Source organism: Rhizobium changzhiense (genome assembly GCF_013087625.1).
Classification (GTDB): domain Bacteria; phylum Pseudomonadota; class Alphaproteobacteria; order Rhizobiales; family Rhizobiaceae; genus Rhizobium; species Rhizobium sophorae.
Genome location: NZ_JABFCQ010000001.1, coordinates 1,322,817 through 1,347,814 on the forward strand (window position 1 = coordinate 1,322,817; position 24,998 = coordinate 1,347,814).

The window sequence follows — 24,998 nt, forward strand, 5'->3', positions numbered from 1 at the left end:
CGCTTTGCCATTGTCGCGCCGCGTGCCAGCAGCGGCTTCGCGTAATCCGATAGTGATCAGTGCAGCACCATGTCGCTTATGCAACAAGCAGCAGCTTATCGTCTTCATCTGAAAGGATCCTTCGGCGGCGTTGAGATGACAAACGGCTGCTTTTCGAGTGGTAACCGACCTTGTACTGGTCCGATTCTGGTCGTCGAATTCGCAGCAATGAGCTATTGTTTCATTCCGTAATGACAGTGATAGGGGCAAAGCTCCCGCGCGGAGGCCGATTCTATGACATTGCCTCGGGTCGGGCGAAAACTGGCCGCAATACTGGTTGCGGATGTCGTCGGCTACTCGCGCCTCGTTGAGGCCGACGAAACCGGGACGCTGGCCGCGGTGAAACATCTGCGGCAATCCCTCATGGAGCCTCTGCTCGCCGAGCACCGCGGCCGCGTCGTTAAGCTGATGGGTGACGGTTTAATCGCGGAGTTCGGCTCCGTCGTCGATGGGGTGGCCTGCGCTGCGGCAGTGCAAAAACAGGTTGCCGACTGGCAGGAACCCATGAGCTCCGAACGCCGCATCGTCTTGCGCATCGGCGTAAACCTAGGAGACGTCGTGATCGAAGACGACGATCTGCTGGGTGACGGCATCAATGTGGCGGCTCGTCTGGAACAACTCTGCCCACCAGGAAGCGTGATAATCTCAGGCTCGGCTTACGAGCAAGTCATGGGCAAAATCGATGTCCATTTCGAATATGCGGGCGAGCAGCGGCTCAAGAACATCACCCGGCCCGTGAAAGTCTATCAGATGGTCGCTTCCTCGGCTCCGGCTAAGCCGGCAGCGCCGGAAGCGCGGGAGCCGAGCCCGGACGCCCGCAAGACGGTCACGATCCTCTTCACCGACATCGTCGATTCCTCGCGGCTCGGCCTCTCGCTCGATCCCGAAGCGCTCCGGAACCTGCTTACCCGCTACTTCGGCGAGCTGAGCGCTATCATTCAACGGCACGGCGGAATCGTGGATAAGTACATCGGGGACGCGATCATGGCGGTGTTTGGCGTGCCGCTCCTCCACGAAGACGACGCGCTACGCGCGGTGCGGGCGGCGGTGGAGATACGCGAAAAACTTGCCATCCTCAACCACGAGCTTCAAGCCGGTTGGGGCGTCCGCCTTGCGCACCGAATCGGCATCAACACCGGGGAGGTAATCGCCAGCGACAACACGCAGGGATATTTGTCAGTTGCCGGAGAGGCCGTCAATGTCGCGAAGCGCCTCGAGGAGGCAGCGGCGGCGAATGAGATCCTGATAGGGGAGCCGACGCACAGGCTCGTGCGCGATGCGGTCGTCGTCGAGCCGAGCGGGCCGCGCGGGCTCAAGCACGGCGAGACCATCCGCGCCCTTGTCGTGGTAAAAGTCCTCGCCCACGCCCCCGGCCTTGCGCGCCGCTTCGACTCGCCTTTCGTCGGGCGCGAACGCCAACGAGCCTTGCTCGAGACCGTCTTCCGCAATGCGGTCGGCGACAGTACCTGCCACCTGGTCACCATTCTCGGCGACGCGGGTGTGGGAAAATCGCGGCTCGTACGGGAGTTCGCGAGCGACCTTGCCGAGGATGTCACGGTCTTGCACGGCCGCTGTCTGCCCTATGGCGAGGGCATCACCTATTGGCCGCTGGCCGAGATCGTCCGGGAGCTCACGCGCGCGGAGGGACTGGACTCCGGCGAGCAGCTCGCAGCTGTGATCGGCGCGCGGCTCACAGGCGACGAGAAAGCCGGGCTGATTGCCGAGCGTGTGGCCGGGGCACTCGGGCTTGGCGGCGCGGGACAAGGGACGACCGAGGAGACCGCCTGGGCCGTCCGGAGGCTGTTTGAGGCGCTCGCGCGCGCGACACCGCTCGTTGTCGTGGTGGACGACGTCCATTGGGCTGAGTCGACGTTCCTCGACTTAATCGAGCATGTCGCCGACTTCTCACGCGATTTCCCGATCCTGCTCATCTGCATCGCGCGTCCGGAGCTTTTCGACACGCGTCCCGGCTGGGGGGCCGGCAAGCGCAACGCGACGTCGATCCTCCTCGAGCGGCTGAGCGACGCGGAATGCCGCGAGCTGATCTCCAACCTGCTTGGCCGCGCGCCTCTGCCGCCCGCGGCCGAGTCGAGGATCTCCGGCGCGGCCGAGGGCAATGCGCTCTTCGCCGAGGAACTCGTGGCGATGCTCGTCGACGACGCGTTGCTGCGCCGCGCGCCCGATGGCTGGGTCCCCGCGTCCGACCTCGCCGAGCTGCCCGTTCCCTCGACGATCAACGCGCTGCTGGCTGCTCGCCTCGAGGGCCTCCCGTCCGTCGAGCGCGCCATCCTGACGGCGGCAGCCGTCGAGGGCGCATTTTTCCATCGGAGTGCCGTCAGCGAGCTCGCCGGCCCCCTGCTCGACACACTCGAGGACGGCTTGCTCGCGCTCGTCCGCCGGGATCTGATCCGTCCGGAGGCGCCGTCATTCGCCGGAGAGAAGGCCTATCGCTTCCGTCACGTCCTGATCCGCGACGCCGCGTATCGCTCCCTGCCGAAGAACGCGCGCGCCGACCGGCACGAGCGCTTCGCCGCCTGGCTCGAACGAAGGGCCAAGGACCGGCTACGCGAGTTCGAGGAGATTGTCGGCCATCACCTCGAACAGGCCTTTCAGTACCGTGTCTCGCTCGGCCCACGCGATGCGCGCGCGGCTTCGCTTGCCGCCCGAGCGTGCGAACGGCTTGAGGCAGCCGGGCGGCGGGCGCTTGTCCGCAGCGACCTTCCGGCGGCGATCAGCCTGCTCGAGCGGGTTTCCCGGCTGCTTCCCACCGATGATCCACAGCGGATCGCGCTGCTTGCCGAGTTGAGCGGCGCGCTGATCGAAAGCGGCCGGCTGGACGATGCCGGGCGCGTGCTGGACGAGGCGGAGCGGTTGGCTGCCGCCGCTGACGACCAGCGCTTGGCTGCGCATGTGCTCGTCCGGCGGCAGTTCCTGCGCCTCCTCCAAGGCGAGAAAGGCGGGCTGGAGAAGGCGGCACATGCGGCGGCCGACGTGATCCCGATCTTCGAGGATCGCGGGGACGACCTTGGCCTGTGCCGTGCACGGCGGCTCGAAGCGTGGATTTTATTTAACGGCGCTCGCGGCGAAGCGGCCGCCGCGGCGTGGGAGCGCGCGGCTGCCCACGCGCGACGGGCAGGGGATCTGCATGAGTACTACGAGATTCTCACATGGATCGCGTCCGCGCTCTGGTTTGGGCCCACCCCGGCCGCCGAGGGAATCCGTCGTTGCGAGGCGATGCGCGCGGAGGTGGGCGAAAGCCTTGAGTCCGAGGCAGCGATCCTCCGCCAGCTCGCATGCCTGAACGCGATTGTCGGCCGCTTCGCGATTGCCCGCGAACTGATCGCGACGAGCAACGCCACCTACGCCGACCTCGGCCTCACGCTCTACGTGGCTTCATCCGAGCACGAGGCCGTCGTCGAACTGCTCGCCGGGAACCCAGCTGCAGCCGAGAAGAGCGCGCACGCGGCGTACCGCGCGCTTGAGGAGATGGGCGAACGGGCGTTCCGCTCGACGATGGCCGCGTCCCTTGCCGTCATAATCCTGGAACAGGGACGCGACGAGGAGGCCGAGGAATTTGCTAAGCTCAGTTCACAGCTGGCTGCGAGCGGTGACTTGGTTACGCAGGTCCGTTGGCGCCGCGTGCGCGCACGCGTGCTCGCACGGCGGGCGGATATCCCCGCTGCGGAGGCGCTGGCGCGGGAGGCATTGGCGATCGCCGAATCGACCGACTTCATCAACGACCACGCGGACGCACTAGTCGACCTCTCTCACGTGCTCGAAACCTCCGGCCGACGCGACGACGCGGTCGCCGCTGCGTCTGAGGCGCGGCGTCTATACGAGCTGAAAGGAAACGTGGTCGCGGCGGCCGCGACTCGACTCCGGCTAGGCAAACTCGTCAAAAAGTGACACTCTAGGAAGGCGGCAAGAGGGGAGGCGGCAAGGGGGTGCTGCCGGAAAGGTGTCCGCTGAAGTGCGTTTCGTCAGCGCCCGCGAGTTTAAGCTGGTAGGTCGCTAACTTACGCACCGGCAACTCTCCGAACGTTTCCTTTCCCTTTCTCATATCAAGCAGAAACCGATAATCCGACTTGTTGAATGCCCCTCTCCCACCGGGTGGGGATGCTACTTCTTGATATCACTTTCGAAGAGGTCAAGTATGGTCACGAAAAAGAATGCCCCAGCGAAACAGGCTTCCAAAGCGACGAAGGCACGAAACGAAACCCCGAGGAAGCTAACGCCGCGGCAACGCCCCAAATTCCCGAGCCATTACGCGACTTTCTCAAACGAACATCAATTCCCAAGGCATTCGTTAACACTAAGCCGATAGCGCTGTCGGAGCTGCAAAAGCGCCTGATTGAACTGAATCTGAGGCCAACCGTTTCGATAGAGCCACTGTTGGCCAGCGCAAACCGCATCGAGCCGGCGACCCTTCCCTTGAAGAATTTGCCGGAAGACGTCGAAGAGTCTCTCCCTGCGCTAAAGCCGGGAATTCGACGTTTTCACGGCGTTAAAATTCCGCTCTACTGGTTTCCGTTCCCGTGGCTGAGTTCTGCCTGTGCAGATCGTTTTGGGTACATGTCGTCACCGGCCACCCGTGAGGCAACGAAGTTGCCATTCAATGTCGCGACGCAAGCACTCCTCGGCCAGCTCGGTATCATGATGGGAGACGCCGGCCGTGATCCCAATCCTGCGTCTGACAATCCTGCTGACGCGGGCGTGTCTTCGATACCGGCAGGCTTCACTTATTTTGGTCAGTTTGTGGACCAAGACATCACGTTCGACGTCTCGTCGACTCTCGACGCCGATACTGATGCGAATACGATCAATAACATGCGCAGCCCGGCGCTTGATCTGGATCCTGTTTACGGCCGCGGGCCTGGCTTGGATCCGTTTCTCTACGATTTTCCTGCGTCCGGTCCCGCTACCGCAATCAAGCTGCACGTGGGCACGAACACTCCTGCTGGGCCAGGCGGTCCCAGCAACAACGCTAACCCATCGGGCATGGTCCCGCAGGCGAACTGGGATGTGCCCCGCATGCAGGGTACGAACACTGCCGCAATCGGTGATCCGCGCAACGACGAAAATCTGATCATCGTACAGTTCCAGCACGCAATGCTGCGCTTCCACAATGCCGTCGCGTTGACCTGCTGCTGGCTGTAGCATTCGCGGGGGACATCTTCGCAGAGGCCAAGCGAATCGTGACCCATCACTACCAATGGGCCGTGGTGCATGACTTTCTTGAAAAAACCTGCGGATCGGCTGCCGTGAACAACGCGATGACGAGCATTTCTGCTCCCACCGGCAGTCCGTTCCAAATGCCAGTCGAGTTCGCCGTGGCAGCATATAGGTTCGGCCACAGCATGGTCCGCGATACGTATTGGGTGAATTTCAACTTCCCGAATGCCACACTCGGAAAGGTGTTCGAGTTCAATCGCAATCCACGGCTGCCGGTCTTTTCAAACCGGGCCGTCGACTTCAATGCGTTCTTTGATACTGGAGTGCCAGTGCCGGTTCACAACAAGGCCCGGAAAATCGATAGTTTCATGGCGAACGGATTGGAATCACTGCCCGGCTTCTCAGGAATGATGGCGATCCTGGCAACGCGAAACCTCCGGCGCGCTCTAGCTCTCGGCCTGCCGAGCGGACAGGGCATGGCCAACGCATTCGGCATCGCACCCATGACCACGGAGCAATTGACATCTGGATTGCCGGCGGCCGAAGTGGCTGTGCTGAATTCCAGCGGCGGTTTACTGCTGAACAAGACGCCCCTGTGGTATTACATCCTGCGCGAGGCTGCGGTCCTCCACAGTGGAAATCAGTTGGGTCCGGTCGGCGGCAGGATCGTGGCGGAGACGTTTGTGAGGATTCTGAAGCGCGACGCCTCATCCTACCTCAACGTTGCTGGCGGGTTCACGCCTATTCTGCCTTCGTCCACTGCTGGGGACTTCACGGTGGCGGATTTGGTGACCTTCGCCGGGGCAACGCAACCGTAGAGATTGCGTGCGAACGCCGATGCCGGGACGTTCAGCCGGGCTGACTTCAGCTTCGCTCCAAAACCAGTTTACCTGTCGCACTGCAAGCCCTTCAAGCAAGTATTGCCGCAACCCAACCATCGGTTCCGAACAGTCGTATATTACTTTTGCCGCAAGACCTCCTCCACAGATTTCCCTTCGTTCATCCCTTGCTTCAGTTTGTCAATCTGGGGTTGGGCCCTGTCGATCGCCTCCCCGACCCTCCGTTGCAAAGTCTTAAGGACTTCGATCTGCATTTCGTATTTTTTGATAAAAGCGTCATCGATGACCATTTCATCCTCCAATCTATGCGTCGCTCGACGGTTACCGAGCTCTAAAATAGAATGATTGGGTCAAACCACCAATCGAACTCATGATCCCCTGTGACTTTATTGCGCATTGCCAGGAGCGTGATCCCCAATGCCGGCCCGGCATAGAGGGTTCCGCTTTTCCACCCAGGCTCGGCTGCAGTCCACTGGCCCGACACGAAACCTGTCCAAGAACTCTGGGCGGTGCTTTGACTGGGGCCACTCCAGATCATATCAGCTTGGTTCGTGCCGGTCCCCTGCACAACCCAGGCCTCGACCCACGTGGGCTCAAAGTTTGCGTGGAGGCCTGTCATCGGACCCGTCGGCCACTCGACTCGACCGTTCAAAAGCTTCTGAAGTGGTGCCCAATTTGCTGGCATGACATATCTCCAATCGTTGCCGGCGCGACTCGCCTCACCCGGAACCATGAACAAGAGATGAAACGGAACTTACCCTGTCCTGTTTTCTTAAAGTTAAACCTTGCGTGGATAGTATCTTATGGTTCTCCATCGCTAGAAGTAGTATAGCCCATTTTAAAGATTGAGACAATTTAACCAATAGTAGCAGTCCCAGTGCGGCCGATATCTTTACCTTTCTCACAACGACGGCGAACCAAGCTGCAGAGGCCGCACAAGCTCAAGAAAAAGACTACGACCGAGATGGAGAAATCGGACCGAGAACATATTAGTTAAGGATCAAGACTCTGCCTGCTGAATCTGGCAGTGTCCGCTCAGTTAGCACCACGCAACCTCGTGACGCGGCTCTGTTCCTAGCGCGCGGCAGTTCACGACAGTCCCTCTACCGCCGAACTTTCGGTTCGGGAAGCAACTGGCAGGGATCAAGTTTCGCGGCCGATGGTCCAGTTCTCAGTTTCATCCCTCCGGCGCGCCATTTTTCTCCGCCGCTTCAGAATAAGCATAGGCCGCTACGCGGACATCGATTGCTCTGCCGGGCCGGCGCATCAAATAGATCTTGATGGGATGTCGAGGATCTGGGCGCGCTCGATCGACCACAGAAATCCATTTCGGCGTTCATGCCGCGATATTCAGCCGTCACGTGGGTAGGCTTGTTTTGCTTCGTCGCGGCTTGGGAAGATCTTGTTCGATAAGTCGTCGAACCACAGCGACAGCGCATCAGCCTTGGAAAGGGTATCGATTGGGGCCAGTTCCGACGCGTGATCCAGCATGCCATCTGAATATAGCTTACCTCATCATCCAAGTCCTGGCCGTTTCCGAAAGGCTCCGATCAAAACGTCGAGGTTGTGCCCTGCCCTCTCGGGAATGACGCCGCCCGCGTACCGAATGTGTCCATTGAGGGCGACTTCTATAGCGTGACGAAGGTTGAACACGGCAAGGAAGATAAGATTGTCAGCCCTTGGCTCTTCCTGCAGCATCTTCTTGAGTAGGATGAGACCGGCGTCAAAGTAGCCTTCCCAGATTCGGCATTATCGCCATCCACCGCCGAACTTGAATTCTATACTTGGGGTGTCGTCCTAGGCCGGCGCGATGAGCCGCGTGCCGGTGCGCTCAGGAACCTGCCGTAAAGCGCCTCGGCGAGGCATGCCCGCAATGAGGATAAGGCGATTATTCGCCTTCCCTCCTGATAGAACGAAGGCCCGGCGGAATGGCGCCGGGCCTTCGTTTCGCCCGCCACTTCGCCGACATGCGCGAAAACGATGGCTGCCGTCAGAAACCGGTCGCGGACTGCTTTACCGGCCGGCCTCGAGAACGTAAAAGAGCGGGTATCACTCCGCAAGCGGCACATCGCCCCACACCCAGCCGGCCTGCCGATATTACCGGCATCTGCGGAGCACCCGAAGAGGATCGTCATGCCGAATGCAGCGCAACGCTCGAACCGCGTGCTTATCGTCGCCACCATCATGCTGGCGACCTTCATGGTGGCGATCGAGGCGACGATCGTGGCGACCGCGATGCCGCGCATCGTCGGGGAGCTCGGCGGCTTTTCCTATTACAGCTGGGTGTTTTCGGCCTTCCTGCTGGCGCAGTCGACGACAACGGTTATCTACGGCAAGCTTTCCGACATTTTCGGGCGCAAGCCAGTGCTGATCGGCGGCATCCTGATCTTCCTCGTCGGCTCGGCTCTCTGCGGGCTTGCCTGGTCGATGATGTCGCTGGTGCTGTTCCGGCTGCTGCAGGGGCTCGGCGCCGGCGCCATCCAGCCGGTGACGATGACGATCATCGGCGATCTCTTCAAGCTCGAGGAGCGCGGCCGCGTGCAGGGCGCGATGGCAACCGTCTGGGCGACGTCGGCCGTCGTCGGGCCGCTGGCCGGCGGCATCATCGTCGACAATATCTCCTGGGCATGGATCTTCTGGATCAACCTGCCGATCGGCGTCATCTCGATCATCGCCTTCATGGTCTTCCTGAAGGAGGACGTGGCGCCCAAGCAGGCAAAGATCGATTACCTCGGATCGGTGCTGTTTTCGATCTCGATCGTGGCACTTCTCGTCATGCTGACGGAAACCGGTGCGAGCGCCTGGATCCTGCTTTCGCTTTTCGCCGTCTTCGTGGTCACCGGCCTGCTCTTTCTCGCGCAGGAGAAGCGGGCACCGGAGCCGATCATCTCGATCCCGCTCTGGAGCCGAAGGCTGATTGCGACCAGCAATGCGGCAACGCTGCTGGCCGGCATGGCGCTGATCGGACTTTCGACAATCCTGCCGCTCTATGTGCAAGGCGTGCTCGGCCGCTCGCCTCTTGTCGCGGGGTTCACGCTCACCATGCTCGTCGTCGGCTGGCCCTTGGCGGTGATCCTCTCCAGCCGCTTCTACAAGGCCTTCGGTATCCGCCGGACGCTGCGCGTCGGCAGCCTGATGTTTCCTTTCGGCGCCTGTTTCCTGTTGTTCCTGACCCCTGACAGTTCGCCTGTCGTTGCCGGCGCCGGCTCGTTCTTCATGGGCTTCGGCATGGGTCTCATCAGCCTCACCAGCATCGTGCTTGTGCAGGACAGCGTCGAATGGTCGATGCGCGGCAGCGCCACAGCCTCGATCATCTTTGCCCGCAGCCTCGGCAATACGCTCGGCGCCACCGTGCTCGGCGCCATCCTCAATGCCGGCATCAACCATTATGCGAGCGGCGCGGCGGCGGCGGGCCTGCATCAGGCGCTGAACCAGCCGACCGGGCTTTCAACACTCGCCGCCGATCCGGCGATCCGCGCCGTCTTCAACGCGGCCCTGCACTGGAGCTTCTGGGGCGTGGTCGTCGTCGCGGTGCTGACCTTCTTCACCACCTGGCTGATCCCGGTCGGGCCTAGCCAGAAGCGCGAGAGGGCGGCTGTCGCCAGCGAGGCCGCCTCGCATTAAGCGGTTCAGCCGTTCGGCGCGACTTAGGTAAGAGGCTCTGATGGGTTACGATCTTCACATTACTCGCAAGACAAATTGGTTCGATGCGTCTCCGTCGATCGCTCTCGACGATTGGCTCGAATATGTCGCCAATGATTCCGAAATTCAGCATGACGGTTTTGCTGAAACCCCCACCGTCGACGGGGTGTTTTACGGGTGGAACAGGCGGGCATTTGCGTGTGGACAGGATACTCACGCGGCGAAAATCGGGAAAATGCCGCATGGCTTTGGTGGAGCGTAGGCAACATCGTCGTTAAAAATCCCGATCAAGAAATCCGTCGGAAAATGTGGCTTATCGCGCAATCTCTCGATGCCAAAGTCCAGGGAGAAGAGGGAGAATATTATGGCCGTGATGGCGAGATCATCGTGACGCCGACGAATGTCATACTCGCGTCCGAGCGTTCGGTGTCTCCCGATCCAAAGCGTCCATGGTGGAAATTCTGGTAGATTCCAGACAATGCTGTTCTGCACTGCCCTGTCACACCGGTGGATTATGTTGGGAGAGTTGTCGAACGATGGGTGTTTTCGTGTTGCTTTTGGGGTTCCCGGGCGTCGGGAAGCTGACAATCGCCAAAGAACTCAGCTCGCTTATATCAGCAAAGATCATCGACAATCACTGGTTTAACAACCCGATCTTACGCCTTCTCGACGAGGATCAAGCCGCTCCGCTGCCGAAGGGCATATGGGAGTACACCGCAAGGGTCCGGCAGGCCGTCCTGGATGCGATCACCGCCTATAGCGGCCCGTCGGCGAATTTCATCTTCACCCATGCCGGTGTCGAAGGTGATGAGCGCAGCATACGGACGTACCAGCAGTTCGTCGACGCCGCCAGACAGCGCGCCGCGGTCTTCGTTCCGGTGCGATTGCTGTGTGCCAAAGAAGAATTGGCGCGTCGCGTTTCATCCCCCGCACGGCGCGACCATCTGAAAACCACCGACGTCGAGACGTCGAGGAGCCGAAGCCGACAGGCCCTGGTTCTTGATATCCCACACCAACACGCGCTGACGTTGGATGTGACCTTCATGTCGCCGTCAGAAAGTGCCGCGGCAATACGGGATCATGTTGCGAGATGCAGCGCCTGAGGAGCGCAGCCGTTCGCGCCGATAGCGGAAGATCGGCCTCGGGCCGGAATGCACCGCGTGGTGGGATAGATCAACGAGAGCGAAAATGGGACGCCGTGACTTTGCCAGCCGATATGGGCACCCACGGCTGCAGCCGTTATGACAATCGAAACGGTCCATACGATTTTGACCAATGAGATCAAGCGGTGAACAACTGTATGTTTTTCTTCCGTCACGGCGCAAAGTAACCTTCCGAAGCACCTCGATGTCCTGAATATAATGTTGAATTTCTTCCCACCAAGAATGCTTGCCTTGGCCGTTGTCGCGAGGAAATTGCCCCAGCATAGTGAGTGCAAGCTTACAGGGCATCCTGGATATCGAAGCGGACGATCTTGTCGCCTTCCATGCAGAAGATATGCGTCACGGTCTTATCCTTCAGGCCATGACTTTGCCCTTCCAGCGGCCGGCCATCGAGGTCGAAGACCGACTGGATCACCTCGACAGCGATAGCGCCATCTGGCGTTTCTTCAAATGCGACCGGCTCGACATGGGGACTGATGACGGCCCACTGCCGTGTCCAATAGTCGCGTACGGCCTGACGGCCATGAACGTGGCCGCCATCCATGCCGTTGGCCCAGGCGACATCATCGGACAGGACGGCAAGGACAGCGTCGATGTCTCTGGCGTTGAAGCTGGCATAGATGCGCTTGATCATTTCGACGTCATTTTGAGACATGTCATGTCCTCGATGGGATTAAAACATTCGCTGCGCGGCATCGAAACGGCCTTGCCTCATGCCGCACGTCAATATACATACGTACATATATATCTCGCGGTCAAGCACAGACAAGGGGTCAAGCGGAATGGATGAAGACGTGCTTTCTACGCCGGGGCATCTCATCAGTCTTGCGGCGCGGGGGTTCGCCCGTCTCAGCGAGTCACGCCTTAAACCGCTCGGCTTCGGTGTCGGCCAGTTGCCTGTGCTGGTGGCGCTGCAAAATGGCAAGGCCAGCACGCAACGCGACCTCGCCCGCTTTGCCAGGGTCGAGCAACCGCCGATGGCGCAGATGCTCGCTCGCATGGAGAGGGATGGATTGATTGAGCGGACACCCGACCCGGCTGACGGTCGCAGCAGCCGCATCGTGTTGACGAAAACCGCGCAGGAACGCATGCCGGAGGCAATTGTCGCCTTGTTCCAAGGAAATAAAGAGGCATTGACTGGGTTCACGGATGCGGAAGCGGGACAACTTGTCGATCTGCTCACGCGGCTGATCGAAAATCTGGATCAGATTGCAAGCGCGGAATCCTCGGCGCGGTTTTAGAGGCGCGATCGGGCTTATGAGAGGAACGTTTATGCATAAAGGATCCTGTCTGTGTGGCGCGGTAGCTTTTGAAATCGACGGCGATCTCAGAGCGCCGGATGCGTGCCATTGCTCCAAATGCCGAAAACAATCCGGCCATTTTTTCGCTTCGACCGACGTGCCAAAGCGTCAGATCACCATCCAGGGAGGCGAAAGTGTCACCTGGTATCAATCCTCAGAAAAGGTGAGGCGTGGATTTTGCGCCGTATGTGGATCGTCGCTGTTTTGGGATCCACCTCATCATGACTGGATTGCTGTCGCGATGGGTGCATTTGATGGCCCGACCGAAACCAAACTGAAAATGCATATCTTTGTCGCTGACAAAGGCGACTACTACGACATCACCGACAACCTGCCCCAGAACGAGCAATAGGTAGCTGTTGCTCATCCGCGAGCGCCCTTCAATTTCTATTCTGGGACGGTGCCGCCTTCATTCGAACTCGTGCTGCCTTTCGGCAGTGAGGGGTTCTTCAAAACGCGCGACAGCAAGTTCCGTTTTCTCTTGCGCGGGACAAGATCAATATCGCTGACAAGCTTTGCGCCGCCCTCGCGCCGCTCCAGCGTGATCTTGCGGCTATGGAAGGCTTCGAGCTCAGCCCGATGCGCGACGCTGATGATGGTCACGTCAGGCAATTCATCGATCACCATCTGCATCATCTTATCCTGGCTCTTCTCATCGAGTGCTGAGGTTGCTTCATCCAGCACGATGATATCGGGATGGTGGAGCAGCAGACGCGCGAAGGCGAGCCGCTGCTTTTCACCGCCAGACAAGGTCTGGTCCCAGGGCGCATCTTCCTCGATCTTGTCGTTCAGATAATCGAGCCCCACCTTGTCGAGCGCCGCCTTGATCTTATCCAGTGTCCAGCTATCGGCGGCGCCGGGATAGGCGACGGCACGGCGAAGCGTGCCCGAAGGGATATAGGGCCGTTGCGGCAACATGAACAATCGTCTGTCGGCGTGGAAATTGACGCTGCCCTCACCCCACGGCCAAAGACCTGCGATGGCCCGCACCAGCGTGCTCTTGCCGGACCCGGATTCGCCGGCGACGAGCACCCGCTCGCCCGCTTCGATCACGACCTGGGTTTCCTTGACCACGGCGGTGCCATCGTCAAGCGATACGGAGAGATCGTTCAGGCTGAGCATCGCATCGCCTTCGGTTTCACCATGCTTGATGCGCCCCAGAGAGTCGCTCTGTTCGGCGCGCTCGAGCCCATCGAGCGACATCATCAGCGAAGCGATGCGCCGTGCACAGGCGTTCCAATCGGCAAGACGGGGGTAGTTGTCGACCAGCCATCCGAACGCGCTCTGAACGATGGCGAAGGCAGAGGCAGCCTGCATGACCTGCCCAAGCGTCATGCTGCCTTCGAGATACTTGGGAGCGCACAGCAAAACCGGGACGACTGGCGCAAACAGGCTCGATCCCTGCGACACAAGCGCTGTGCGCATGTGCTGGCGTGCAAGCAGCGCCCATTGCCTAAGCACACTGGCGAAGGTCTTGCCGAGGTCGTTCCGCTCCTCCTCTTCGCCGCCGAGCAATGCGATGCTCTCGCCGTTTTCCCGGACATGCGTCAGCGTATAGCGAAATTCGGCTTCCGCTTGGTTTTTAGCCTCGGAGACGCGGACGAAATGGCGGCCGATGACCGTCATCGAACTTGATGTGATCGCGGCATAGAGGACCGCAGTGATCACGAGAAAGCCGGGAACAGTGACGGTCGAACCTGCGATCGTCAGAGTGAGTGCTCCGCCGATCGTCCAGAGCACCAGGATGAAGGTCGAGGCCGACAGAAAGGCGGCAATGACACCGGAGATGAAATCGACAGGTGCTTCGGTGGCAATCCGCAAATCCTCCGCGATGCGCGCTTCGGGGTTCTTATGGTCGCCGCCGATGAGGTTCAGCTGATAATAACGACCGCTTGCGAGCCAGCGCGCGATGACGGCGGTCGCCAGCCAGGAACGCCAGCGGCGTTGAATCATCATGCGAAGGGCGACTTGTGTCGTAACAAGGGCTGCAGTTCCGAGCGCCAGTGGCAGGAATACGACGCTCAAGACATAGACGGTGCGGGCATTATGTTGCTCAAGGGCGTCAAAAATCGCGCGGTTCCAGAGATTGATTCCATACTGGAAACCGACATTCATGCAGATCAGGGTCAATAGGCCGATGGTGCACGGCCAGGCGAGTTTGTCACCACCACGGCCCCAATAGCGGCGCGCGCTGATCCAGAAACGCTTCAGCAAATACCGCTTGCGCGCCTGCTCGGCCTCCTCAGGCGTCAACTCCGGATCGGGTGGGATGGCATCTGGCGGCAGCACGACTTCGGCAGTCGACGCCTTCTCCTGGCGCGACTTCTCGGCACCGTGCGGTTCGGTGCCATCGACCGATTTCGGATTGAGTTTGGCGGCCGTCATGAGCACGATAACGGCTTACAAATCAAAAGGTTTCATGATGGCTGCCATCCGCCGTATCGAAAACATCTGCCCCTCGCCCTAACCCTCTCCCCGTAAAAACGGGGAGAGTGCGGGATATCCCCTTCGCCCCGTTTACGGGGTCAGAAGGACAGGTCGAGGCACGCATCGAAAAGGTTATTTCAATCGCTTTGATGCAGCACCCGGATCAGCCCAGAGGATTTGCCGACATATCGTGACGGATTTACCCGTCCATGCTGGCCGCCTTTCCCCCAGCCAGCATCTTGAATCTGATTTGCACCCTCTTGGAAAACCCTTCGATTCCAGACAAGATCAGCCGCTCTAGTGTCTGGGGAAATCCTGATGGAAAACCACGAGCCGTTTTTACGCGAGGCGATCGCGCTCTCGAAATCTGCGGTGGAAAACGGCGACGAACCGTTTGGGTCGGTGCTGGTGAAGGACGGCGAAGTCATTCTCCGCGCCGAAAACAGCGTCTTCACCGGCCACGATATGACGAACCACGCCGAGATGAATCTGGTTAAACTGGCGGCACAACACTACGACACGGCTTTTCTCGCGGGCTGCACGCTCTACACCAGCACCGAGCCGTGCGCGATGTGCTCCGGGGCGATTTACTGGTCGGGCATCGGGCGTATGGTGTTTGCATGCTCCGAAACGCGGCTTGGCGAGATCGCCGGGATCGGGCTGAACGCGCCGAGCCGGGCGGTGTTGCAAACCGGCGCACGCATCGTCACTGTGGTTGGCCCGGACCCGAATCTCGAAGACGAAGCCGCCGAGGTCCATCAGGAATTCTGGCCGAAGCATCTGGGCAAGGCATAGCCTCATTCCTCCCGAATGCCGCTGGCGAGCACATCGAAGCGGTGTCTGGAGTTGCTCCTCCTCAGGCGGTTTCGGTGGCGATCTGCGGCAAGGATTGCAGCAGAGTCTGGCGGGCGGAGTGCAGATGCGCGCGGCAGGCGGTTTCGATCGCCGCCTGGTCGCCGGATTCCAGCGCTGCGATATAATCCAGATGTTCGTGGATGGCGCGCTCGTTGCGCTGGCGCGCGGCGGTCTTGTTCCACTGGTAATGATAGTGGAAGACGATGGCGATGGCGTCGTAGAAATCGGCGATGAAGCGGTTCTTCGAGGCTCGGTGGATCAGCAGGTGGAAGCGCTCGTCGAGGACAGAGAAATCCTTGAAGCGCTGGTTGATGTCGGCAAGCATGGCGTGATGTTCGTCGCGGATGGCGGCAAGATCGGCCCAGCTCTGATTATCCTTGGGAAGCCGGCCGAATTCGGCGGCGGAATGCAGCTCGAACATTTCGCGCACATCGGCAAGTTCGAGGGCGAATTCGCGGGTGAAGCCTTTGAGCGTCCAGTGGCTGTTCGGCCGCTTCTCAATGAGGCCGAAGCGGGAGAAGCGGATCAGGAATTCGCGCACGCTGGTCGTGCCGGTGCCTATCTCGCGGGCAAGCTCCAATTCGTTGATCTGCATGCCGGGTGCTGCATCATCGGCAAGGATGCGCTGCATGAAGCTGCGCTCGATGATATCATGCAGGGAGTCGGTTTCTTCGGAGGGAAAGAGGTCGTGGTCGGTCGGCTGGCGCAGCACGATCTTCTGGCGTTTGTTCCAGCGGATGATGCCCTCTTCGCTGAGCCGCGTCAGGATGGCGCGCGCCGTCGAGCGGCTGACGCCGAGCTGGGCGGCGATCTCCGGTTCCGAGGGCAGCGCGGTATCCGTGCGCAGGGCTGCGGCATACCTGTTATAGGCTTCCTTGAAGACCGTATTCTGCCTTGCCACCAGACCCCGCTTTCCGCCCTCGTGACCGTCGCCCCGCTTCAAAGCAGGACGGAGCGGACCGGGGCTTGTTCAAACGACCTTTAGCTTATTTCCGGTCGCCTGCGGCTCATTGCCTCCCTCGTCCACAGGATCAATATTCCCGTTGACTTGAATATGTTTATTGTAGATAAAAAACAAAATCAATGCGCTTTCGCCGATGCAGCGAGCGTTTCGCTAGAACAGGATGATTTTAGGTGGGATGGCCTAAAAATCTGAATCCTGTTCTAAATTAAATAGTTAGAGCATGATGTCGTCCGAAAACCGCTGACACTTTTCGGCATCATGCTCTAGGGAGACGACATTGGATAAATTGCCTTGGATCATCCTTTCGGCCGGCGACAATGTCGCGGTCGCAACGGCGGCAATCGCGCCGGGTTCGACGGTTGCCGGCATTCAGACACGTGAGAAGATCGACCCCGGCCACAAGGTGGCGATAGCGGATATTCCGCTCGGGTCACCGGTGGTCAAATACGGACAGGCGATCGGCCGCACGACCGCCGAGGTCAAGGCCGGCGACCACGTGCACAGCCACAATCTGCATTTCGAAAACGACCGGCTGGCAGCGACCGCCAATTCGGCGCCGGAAGCGGCGACAGCCGACGACGTCGGGCGCACCTTCATGGGCTATCGCCGCGCCGACGGGCGGGCGGCAACCCGCAACTATATCGGCATCATCGCCAGCGTGAACTGTTCCACCACGGTCTGCCGGGCGATCGCCGACGAGGCGAACCGGACGATCCTGCCGCATTACGAGGGCATCGACGGTTTCGTGCCGATCGTGCACGACCAGGGCTGCGGCATGAGCTCGACCGGCGACGGCATGAACGTGCTGCACCGGACGCTTGCCGGCTACACAAGACATGTGAATTTCGGCGGCGTGCTGATGATCGGCCTCGGCTGCGAGGTCAACCAGCTGACGCTGTACGGCCAAAGTGGTGCAGGCGCCTCGAAGCGGCATTTCAACATCCAGGATGCCGGCGGTTCGCGCCGTGCTGTCGAGCGCGCCATGGGCATGCTGCGCGAAATCGCCGCCGATGTCGGCAAAGAAAAGCGCGTACCGATGTCGGTCGGGGAGATCATCATCGGCCTGCAATGCGGCGGCTCGGACGGCTTTTCCGGCATCACCGCCAATCCGGCGCTGGGTGTCGCAGCCGACCTGCTGGCGGCAGCCGGCGGCACGGCGATCCTGTCGGAGACCTCGGAAATCTATGGCGCCGAACATCTGCTGCGCAGCCGCGCCGTCAGCGATGAGGTGGCAAAGAAGCTCGACGACAAGATTGCCTGGTGGGAGCAGTACGTCGCCCTGCACGGCGCCTCGCTCGACAACAACCCGTCGCCGGGCAACAAGCGCGGCGGGCTGACGACCATTCTCGAAAAGTCGCTCGGCGCCGTTGCCAAGGGCGGGCGTTCGCCGCTGACGGCGGTCTATGGTTATGCCGAGCGGGTCACGGCTCCCGGCCTCGTCTTCATGGACACGCCCGGCTACGACCCGGTCTCGGCGACCGGCCAGGTGGCGGGCGGGGCAAACATGATCGCCTTTACCACAGGCCGCGGCAGCTGCTTCGGCTGTCGGCCGGCGCCGTCCTTGAAGCTTTCCAGCAATTCGGCGCTCTACGCCTCGATGGAAGAGGATATGGACATCGATTGCGGCACGATCGCCACCGGCGATGCGACGATCAGCGGCAAGGGCCGCGAGATCTTCGAGCTCATCGTCGATACGGCCTCGGGCAAGAAGACCAAGAGCGAGCTCTTCGGCTACGGCGATAATGAATTCGTGCCATGGCATCTCGGTGCGACGCTCTGAAATCTGCGCGCGACGCTTAAATAGACAGTTCTTCGCGAGGAGGCGTGATGAAGACGAGAAAGATCGGCAAGACCAAGCTGGAGGTGACCGAAATCAGTTTCGGTGCGGCCGCTCTCGGCGGCCTCTACCGCGCCTGCCCGCGCGAGCAGGCGATGGAGACGCTGCAGGCGGCCTGGGACAGCGGCATTCGCTATTTCGACGTGGCGCCCTGGTATGGGCTCGGCCTTGCCGAGCGGCGGGTCGGCGATTTCCTGCGCGACCAGCCGGATGGCAGTTACGTGCTTTCCACCAAGGTCGGCCGGCTGCTTCGGCCGGTGCCGACCGGCACCGTGCCTGATTACAGCTATGTCGATTCGCTCTCCTTCGATGCCGACTACGACTATTCCTATGACGGCATCATGCGCTCGGTCGAGTTCAGCTATGCGCGCCTCGGCCTCAACCGCATCGATATTCTTTATGTGCACGATCTCGGCGTCTACACACACGGCGCGGCGAAGAATGCGGTCCACCAGAAACAGTTTCTCGATTCCGGCGTCAAGGCGCTGGAGGAACTGAAGTCGTCTGGCGCGATCTCCGCCTTCGGCCTCGGCGTCAACGAGGTGCCCGTCTGCCTCGAGGTCATGCGCCATTCCGATCTCGACTGCATCCTGCTCGCCGGCCGCTACACGCTGCTCGACCGCTCGGCCGTTGCCGAACTGCTGCCGCTCTGCCGGCAGAAAGGCACGTCGCTCGTCGTCGGCGGCGTCTTCAACTCCGGCATCCTCGCCACCGGCCCGGTGCCGGGTTCGCATTTCGACTATATGCCGGCTGATGACGAGGTGCTTGCCAAGGTCGGCGCCATGGAGACGATCGCCAAGAGCCACGGCGTGCCGCTGGCAGCGCCCGCCCTGCAGTTTCCGCTGCGCGAGGCGATCGTCGCATCGGTGCTGATCGGCACGGCCAAGCCCTCGAGCCTGACGCGCAATATGGAGATCGTCGAGCCGCGGCTTGCCGACGAGATCTATGCCGAATTCGAACCCTATACGCTGGTTGCGCCGCCGCTCGGCGCCGAAGCCGTCCGAGTCTGAGGAGAGACTATGCTCAAGGGTATTCATCCGCTGCTTGGCCCCGACCTGCTCCATGCATTGAAGACCATGGGACATGGCGACGACATCGTCATATCGGACGCCAATTTTCCCTCGGGCTCTATGGGCCCGCCGGTCATTCGTGCCGACGGCGTCAGCGCCACGGCGATGGCCGAGGCCATCCTGACCCATATGCCGCTCGACACTTTCGTGCCGGAAGCGGCGTGGCGGATGGAGGTGGTCGGCGATCCCGATGCGATGCCGGAGGTCTGCACCGAGTTCCAGCAGATCGTTTCCAAGCACGCCGGCGATTTCCGCATCGTCCCGGTGGAGCGTTTTGCGTTTTACGCGATGGCCCGCAAGGCCACCTACATCGTCGCGACGACGGAATTCCGGCTCTACGGCAACCTGATCTTGAAAAAGGGGGTCGTCCATCCGCACGAGGTCGACAAGGCCTGATCCCTATTTTAGGGTATCATTGTATTGGAATAAAATCAGTTGCTTGGCGGGAGTTTACCAAAGCAAAAAAGCCGGTTTGGCACTCTTGCAATTTGATTGCGCCTCGGCTAGCTTCACCTGGCAAATGTTTTTTATCGATAAAAATCGTCCGCCTGCGTTCAGCGGCCGATTTATTCGGAGGAGAACGCACCCTGAGAGGAGAACCCTTATGAGCATCGTGAAATCCCTTCTGTCCCGCCGCGCCTTTACCGCGCTTGCGGGCGCCGCCGTCATCGCCACGGCGATGCCGGCACCGTCGTTTGCCGCCGACGTGACGATCCCGATCATCGTCAAGGACACGACGTCCTTCTACTGGCAGATCGTTCTGGCCGGCGCCCGCAAGGCCGGCAAGGATCTCGGCGTCAACGTGCCGGAACTCGGCGCACAGGCCGAATCCGACGTCAACGGCCAGATCAGCATTCTTGAGAACGCCGTCGCCGGCAAGCCGGCGGCCATCGTCATTTCGCCGACTGAATTCAAGGCGCTCGGCAAGCCGATCGACGAAGCCGCCAAGTCGGTACCGATCATCGGCATCGACTCGGGCGCCGACTCCAAGGCATTCAAGTCGTTCCTGACGACCGACAACGTCCAGGGCGGCCGCATCGCCGCCGACGGTCTTGCCGCCGCCATCAAGGAGATGACGGGCAAGGAAGAAGGCGAAATCGTCATCCTCACCAACCTTCCGGGCGTCGGCTCGCTGGAGCAGCGCCGCGAAGGCTTCCTGGATCAGGTCAAGACCAAATATCCGGGTCTGAAGGTGATCGCCGACAAGTACGGCGACGGCCAGGCGACGACCGGCCTCAACATGATGACCGACCTGATCACGGCCAACCCGAACCTCGTCGGTGTCTTCGCCTCGAACCTGATCCTGGCGCAGGGCGTCGGCCAGGCGATCGCTGAAAACAAGCTGGGCGACAAGATCAAAGTCATCGGCTTCGACAGCGACGACAAGACGGTCGGCTTCCTCAAGGACGGCGCGATTGCCGGCCTCGTCGTTCAGGACCCCTACCGCATGGGCTATGACGGCATCAAGACCGCGCTTGCCGTCTCCAAGGGCGAGAAGGTTCCGGAAAATGTCGATACCGGCGCCAACCTCGTGACCAAGGCGAATATGGCCGATCCGAAGATCGACGCGCTCCTGAACCCGAAGATCAAGTAAGACGAGAGAGGCCGCGCCGGCTCAAAAACCGGCGCGGCCTTTTCCATCCGTGCTATGTTTTGCAGGGGATGGAGAGCAGACGCGACACAAGGAGGAGAGGTCCCATGATCGGACTGGAAGAGGTCAGTCATCGCCATGATGACAGCGCGACGCTGAAAGAAGCCAATCGAATTCCCGCCGGATCGCCTATCCTCGAACTCAAGGGCCTGCAGAAGAATTACGGTCATGTGCAGGCGCTGAAGCCAGCGACACTGACCTTTCTTGCCGGCGAAATCCACGCGATCGTCGGCGAAAACGGCGCCGGCAAATCCACCCTCATCAAATTGCTGACCGGCGTCATTACCCGCACCGCCGGCGAAGTGCTGTGGTGCGGCCAACCAGTGGCACTGGCGACGCCGAACGAGACAATTGCGCGCGGCATCAACGCCGTGCACCAGGAGGTCGTGCTCTGCCGGCACCTGACGGTCGCCGCCAATCTCTTCCTCGGAGACGAGGTCAACCGCTTCGGCCTGATGCGCAAGAAGCAGATGGAGAAGATGGCACAGGCCGTGCTCGACGATCTCGGCTTCGGCCTGCCGGCGGGTGCACTGCTGAGCGAGCTGACCATCGGCCAGCAGCAGCTGGTGGCAACCGCGCGCGCGGCGATGCGCGGCACGCAATTCCTGATCTTCGATGAACCCACCGCCTATCTCACCCGCCAGGAATCGGCGCAGCTCTTCAAGCTGATCCGACGCTTGCAAGGCGAAGGCGTCACCATCGTCTATATCAGCCACCGCATGGAGGAAGTCTTCGAGCTTGCCGACCGTGTCTCGGTGCTGCGCGACGGCACGCATGTCGGCACGCGCCTGATCGGCGAGACCAACGATGCCGAACTGATCTCGCTGATGATCAACCGCTCGATTGAACAGATCTACCACAAGGAAGAAATTGCGATCGGCGAGACGATCCTCACTGTCAACGGCCTCTCCGGCCCGGGCTTCGAAGATGTATCGCTGAGCGTCAAGGCGGGACAGATCGTCGGCCTCTACGGCCTGATCGGCGCCGGGCGCAGCGAATTTGCGCTCGGGCTCTACGGCCGCCAGCCGACGACATCCGGCGATGTCGAATGGATGGGCAAACGTGTCGACATCCGCAATGAACGCACCGCCATGGAGCTCGGCATTGCGCTGGCGCCGGAAAGCCGGCGCGACCAGGGGCTTTGCCTCAACCTGCCGATCGGGCTGAACATCAACCTGCCGGTGTTCGGGCGGCTGAGCCACGGGCCGGTGATCAACCACGCGCGCGAATCGGCCAATGCCGACCAGCAGATCCGCAATCTCAGCATCAAGACACCGAGCCGGCGCGTTCCGGCCTCCAGCATGTCGGGCGGTAATCAGCAGAAGATCGTCATCGGCAAGTGGCTGAGCCACGGCGCCCGGCTTTTCATCTTCGACGAGCCGACCGTCGGCGTCGACGTCGGCACCAAGGCGGAAATCTACCGGCTGTTCGCCCAGCTTCTGAAGGACGGCGCCGGTATCATCCTGATCTCCTCCTACCTGCCTGAGGTCTACGAACTGGCCGACCGGCTGCACGTCTTCCGCGCCGGCACAATCGTCGCGAGCCATGATTATCACGCGGCGACGCATGAAGAAGTGCTCAGCGAAGCGATCGGCGTCTGAGCACAAGCAATTCCAGCAAAAGTGCGCTGCGGTTTTGCGTCCGGAAATTGCGTAAAACAAATAGATGGAGAATTCCCGCGCTTCGGAGAAAAGCGGAAATTCTCTAAGAGGGAGAAAATTCATGACTGCCACCCCCACCGAAATCGTCGCGCCGCCGCCGCGCCGGAAAATGAACATCCTGTTCGGCCTGACGCTGATCGGCCTGCTGATCTTCCTCTGGATCGTGCTTGGCGTCGTCACCCCGAGCTTCTGGACGCCGCTCAATATCTCGAACCTGCTGCGTCAGGGCGCGATGACGGCAATCCTGGCGCTCGGTCAGACCTTTGTCATCATCACCGCCGGCATCGACCTTTCGGTCGGCGCCATCGTCGGCTTCTGCACCGTGATCATCGCCTGGCTGCTGCAGGCGGGCGTGCCGGTCTGGGGTGCGATCGCCCTGACGCTGCTGATGGGTGTGGCGATCGGCGCCTTCCACGGCTTCGGCATCGTGCATATGGGCCTGCCGCCGTTCATCATCACGCTGGCAACCCTGACATCCCTGCGCGGCATCGGTCTGCTGATCACCAACGGCTCGACGATCAACATCACCAATGAAGGTTTCAGCAATTTCGCCCGCGCCGATTTGCTCAGTATTCCGAGCCTGTTCTGGATGGTCATCCTGGTGGCGGTCCCCTCCTTCATCTTCCTGCATTTGAGCCGCTGGGGCCGGTATCTCTTCGCGGTCGGTTCGAATGCCGAGGCGGCGCGCCTATCAGGCGTCAATGTCAAGGGCATGATCTACCTCGCCTATATCCTGTCTGCCTCCTTCGCCGCCTTCGTCGGCGTGCTGCTTGCCTCGCGCATCGCCATCGGCAATGCGACACAGGCGGACGGCTGGGAACTGCAGGCGATCGCCTCCTCCGTCATCGGCGGCACCAGCCTGTTTGGCGCGGTCGGCTCGGTGCATGGCCCGCTGATCGGCGCCTTCATTCTCGCCACGATCAACAACGGCGCGAACCTTCTGAACGTCAACTCCTTCTGGCAGCGCATCATCACCGGTCTGCTGATCATCGTGATCGTGTTCTTCGACCAGCTGCGACGCCGCCGGAGCAATTGAGCGACAAGAGACAGCCGGCCTGAACAAGCCGGCTTCCTCCATCTCAGGAATGCGAGATCCGTCATGAAAGCAGTTCTTTGCCGGGAGCCCGGCGTGCTCGATATCGTCGAGCGTCCTTCGCCAGCGGCTCCCGCCGCCGGCTGGGTGCGGCTTGCCGTCAGCCATGTCGGCATTTGCGGCACCGATTACCACATCTTCGAGGGCAAACATCCCTTCCTCGAATATCCGCGGGTGATGGGGCACGAGATCTCGGCAACGGTGCTGGAAGCGGGCGACGGCGTTGCCATGGCGGTCGGCACGCCCGTCATCGTCAATCCCTATCTCTCCTGCGGGCAGTGTATCGCCTGTCGTCAGGGCAAGCCGAATTGCTGCACCAATATCAAGGTGCTCGGCGTCCATACGGATGGCGCCTTCTGCGAGGAGATTTCAGTCCCGGCCGAGAACCTTTATGCCGCCAAAGGTGTAAGCCTCGAAGCGGCGGCGACGACCGAGTTCCTGGCGATCGGCGCCCATGCGGTGCGCCGTTCGATGACCGGCGCCGGCGCGCGGGCGCTGGTCATCGGCGCCGGGCCGATCGGGCTCGGGGCGGCGATCTTCTCGCGCATTGCAGGACATGAGGTGACGCTGCTCGATACCAGCACCGAGCGGCTGCAGATGGCGTCGGAACGCTTCGGCTTCACTTCCGGCATCGTTGCCAACGAGGTGACAGCGGAGGCCGTACGGGAAAAGACCAATGGCGACGGTTTCGACGTGGTCTTCGACGCAACGGGTTACGGGCCTTCGATGGAAAAGGCCTTCTCCTTCGTCGCCCATGGCGGCGCGCTGGTGCTGGTCAGCGTCGTCAAGGACGATATCCGCTTCTCCGACCCCGAATTCCACAAGCGCGAGATGATGGTGATCGGCAGCCGCAACGCCACTCGCGTCGATTTCGAACATGTGGCGGATTCAATCGCCAAAGGCCTGGTGCCGGTGGACAAACTCATCACCCACCGCACGACGCTTGCCGATGCGCCGCGCGACCTCGCGCGCTGGGCGCACGAAAAGAATGGCCTGATCAAAGCGGTGATCAGGGTGGGCGCTTAGGGCAATTTCCGGAACAGTCAGAAGCGGCTGAGTTCTGTTCAGGAGCACGGCTGTCCGGTTCGCGCTTGTGGCTGCCCCTCACCCTACCGGGCGTGCCATGCGAGAGCATGAGGGGAACGGCGAGGGCGCGGCATATCCTCTTCTCCCCTCGGGGAGAAGGTGCCGGCAGGCGGATGAGGGGGCCGCACGGCACACCCTTCACGTAAAACCTATTCCGCCGCGCCGATGGTAAGCGCCTGAACACGGTTGATCCGATGC

General features: G+C 60.9%; 21 protein-coding genes. 16 read left to right on the top strand and 5 right to left on the bottom strand.

Going from position 1 to position 24,998, the window contains the following annotated elements:
* Window positions 1-273: 273 nt before the first annotated feature.
* From G9X68_RS06605 to G9X68_RS31805, 3 genes are all read left to right on the top strand, one after another.
* Entirely contained in the window at window positions 274-3,945 is a 3,672-nt protein-coding gene (locus G9X68_RS06605; protein ID WP_171601723.1) for an adenylate/guanylate cyclase domain-containing protein, read from the top strand.
* A 210-nt stretch (window positions 3,946-4,155) separates the two neighbouring features.
* On the top strand, window positions 4,156-5,196 hold the full coding sequence (locus G9X68_RS31800) for a peroxidase family protein (RefSeq protein WP_244956114.1): 1,041 nt from the start codon (window positions 4,156-4,158) through the stop codon (window positions 5,194-5,196).
* Window positions 5,197-5,234: 38 nt separating this feature from the next.
* Window positions 5,235-6,029: a peroxidase family protein gene (locus tag G9X68_RS31805; protein ID WP_342355314.1), complete on the top strand. Its 795-nt coding sequence runs from the start codon at window positions 5,235-5,237 to the stop codon at window positions 6,027-6,029.
* Window positions 6,030-6,169: 140 nt separating this feature from the next.
* Here G9X68_RS31805 and G9X68_RS06615 read toward each other — a convergent pair whose 3' ends face one another.
* On the bottom strand, window positions 6,170-6,340 hold the full coding sequence (locus G9X68_RS06615) for a hypothetical protein (protein WP_171601724.1): 171 nt from the start codon (window positions 6,338-6,340) through the stop codon (window positions 6,170-6,172).
* A 1,060-nt stretch (window positions 6,341-7,400) separates the two neighbouring features.
* On the bottom strand, window positions 7,401-7,541 hold the full coding sequence (locus tag G9X68_RS06620; protein WP_171601725.1) for a hypothetical protein: 141 nt from the start codon (window positions 7,539-7,541) through the stop codon (window positions 7,401-7,403).
* A gap of 642 nt (window positions 7,542-8,183) precedes the next feature.
* Between G9X68_RS06620 and G9X68_RS06625 the strand changes: the two genes are divergently transcribed.
* The 3 genes from G9X68_RS06625 to G9X68_RS06635 all read left to right on the top strand — a co-directional run bounded on the left by G9X68_RS06625 (window position 8,184) and on the right by G9X68_RS06635 (window position 10,795).
* Window positions 8,184-9,674: an MDR family MFS transporter gene (locus G9X68_RS06625; RefSeq protein WP_171601726.1), complete on the top strand. Its 1,491-nt coding sequence runs from the start codon at window positions 8,184-8,186 to the stop codon at window positions 9,672-9,674.
* A gap of 40 nt (window positions 9,675-9,714) precedes the next feature.
* Window positions 9,715-9,954 (top strand): hypothetical protein, encoded by a 240-nt coding sequence (locus G9X68_RS31810; protein ID WP_244956115.1) that lies wholly within the window; start codon window positions 9,715-9,717, stop codon window positions 9,952-9,954.
* A 274-nt stretch (window positions 9,955-10,228) separates the two neighbouring features.
* A complete protein-coding gene (locus G9X68_RS06635; RefSeq protein ID WP_171601727.1) occupies window positions 10,229-10,795 on the top strand; it encodes a phosphotransferase-like protein in 567 nt (188 codons plus the stop codon).
* A 337-nt stretch (window positions 10,796-11,132) separates the two neighbouring features.
* Here the strand turns inward: G9X68_RS06635 and G9X68_RS06640 are convergent, their stop codons facing one another.
* Complete coding sequence (locus G9X68_RS06640; protein WP_171601728.1) at window positions 11,133-11,510, bottom strand: nuclear transport factor 2 family protein; 378 nt, start codon at window positions 11,508-11,510, stop codon at window positions 11,133-11,135.
* Between the two features lie 127 nt (window positions 11,511-11,637).
* Between G9X68_RS06640 and G9X68_RS06645 the strand changes: the two genes are divergently transcribed.
* Together G9X68_RS06645 and G9X68_RS06650 are read left to right on the top strand one after the other, a co-directional pair.
* The gene (locus G9X68_RS06645; protein ID WP_168314543.1) at window positions 11,638-12,096 is read left to right on the top strand and encodes a MarR family winged helix-turn-helix transcriptional regulator; all 459 of its coding nucleotides are present in this window, start codon (window positions 11,638-11,640) and stop codon (window positions 12,094-12,096) included.
* Between the two features lie 31 nt (window positions 12,097-12,127).
* Entirely contained in the window at window positions 12,128-12,508 is a 381-nt protein-coding gene (locus G9X68_RS06650; protein ID WP_171601729.1) for a GFA family protein, read from the top strand.
* Window positions 12,509-12,543: 35 nt separating this feature from the next.
* Here G9X68_RS06650 and G9X68_RS06655 read toward each other — a convergent pair whose 3' ends face one another.
* A complete protein-coding gene (locus G9X68_RS06655; protein ID WP_171601730.1) occupies window positions 12,544-14,541 on the bottom strand; it encodes an ABC transporter ATP-binding protein/permease in 1,998 nt (665 codons plus the stop codon).
* A 360-nt stretch (window positions 14,542-14,901) separates the two neighbouring features.
* Between G9X68_RS06655 and G9X68_RS06660 the strand changes: the two genes are divergently transcribed.
* Entirely contained in the window at window positions 14,902-15,378 is a 477-nt protein-coding gene (locus G9X68_RS06660; RefSeq protein ID WP_171601731.1) for a nucleoside deaminase, read from the top strand.
* A 61-nt stretch (window positions 15,379-15,439) separates the two neighbouring features.
* Here the strand turns inward: G9X68_RS06660 and G9X68_RS06665 are convergent, their stop codons facing one another.
* Window positions 15,440-16,339 (bottom strand): GntR family transcriptional regulator, encoded by a 900-nt coding sequence (locus G9X68_RS06665; protein WP_171601732.1) that lies wholly within the window; start codon window positions 16,337-16,339, stop codon window positions 15,440-15,442.
* A 340-nt stretch (window positions 16,340-16,679) separates the two neighbouring features.
* Between G9X68_RS06665 and G9X68_RS06670 the strand changes: the two genes are divergently transcribed.
* The 7 genes from G9X68_RS06670 to G9X68_RS06700 all read left to right on the top strand — a co-directional run bounded on the left by G9X68_RS06670 (window position 16,680) and on the right by G9X68_RS06700 (window position 24,740).
* On the top strand, window positions 16,680-18,182 hold the full coding sequence (locus G9X68_RS06670) for a UxaA family hydrolase (RefSeq protein ID WP_171601733.1): 1,503 nt from the start codon (window positions 16,680-16,682) through the stop codon (window positions 18,180-18,182).
* Between the two features lie 47 nt (window positions 18,183-18,229).
* Window positions 18,230-19,249, top strand: a complete 1,020-nt coding sequence (locus G9X68_RS06675) for an aldo/keto reductase (RefSeq protein WP_171601734.1) — start codon at window positions 18,230-18,232, stop codon at window positions 19,247-19,249.
* Window positions 19,250-19,258: 9 nt separating this feature from the next.
* On the top strand, window positions 19,259-19,705 hold the full coding sequence (locus G9X68_RS06680) for an RbsD/FucU family protein (RefSeq protein ID WP_171601735.1): 447 nt from the start codon (window positions 19,259-19,261) through the stop codon (window positions 19,703-19,705).
* Between the two features lie 208 nt (window positions 19,706-19,913).
* Entirely contained in the window at window positions 19,914-20,903 is a 990-nt protein-coding gene (locus G9X68_RS06685; RefSeq protein ID WP_171601736.1) for an ABC transporter substrate-binding protein, read from the top strand.
* Window positions 20,904-21,007: 104 nt separating this feature from the next.
* On the top strand, window positions 21,008-22,561 hold the full coding sequence (locus G9X68_RS06690) for a sugar ABC transporter ATP-binding protein (RefSeq protein ID WP_171601737.1): 1,554 nt from the start codon (window positions 21,008-21,010) through the stop codon (window positions 22,559-22,561).
* A gap of 121 nt (window positions 22,562-22,682) precedes the next feature.
* Window positions 22,683-23,657 carry an ABC transporter permease gene (locus G9X68_RS06695; protein ID WP_003545129.1) on the top strand — a complete coding sequence of 325 codons (975 nt, stop codon included), beginning with the start codon at window positions 22,683-22,685 and terminating at the stop codon, window positions 23,655-23,657.
* Between the two features lie 63 nt (window positions 23,658-23,720).
* Complete coding sequence (locus G9X68_RS06700) at window positions 23,721-24,740, top strand: zinc-binding alcohol dehydrogenase family protein (protein ID WP_171601738.1); 1,020 nt, start codon at window positions 23,721-23,723, stop codon at window positions 24,738-24,740.
* Window positions 24,741-24,998: the final 258 nt, after the last annotated feature.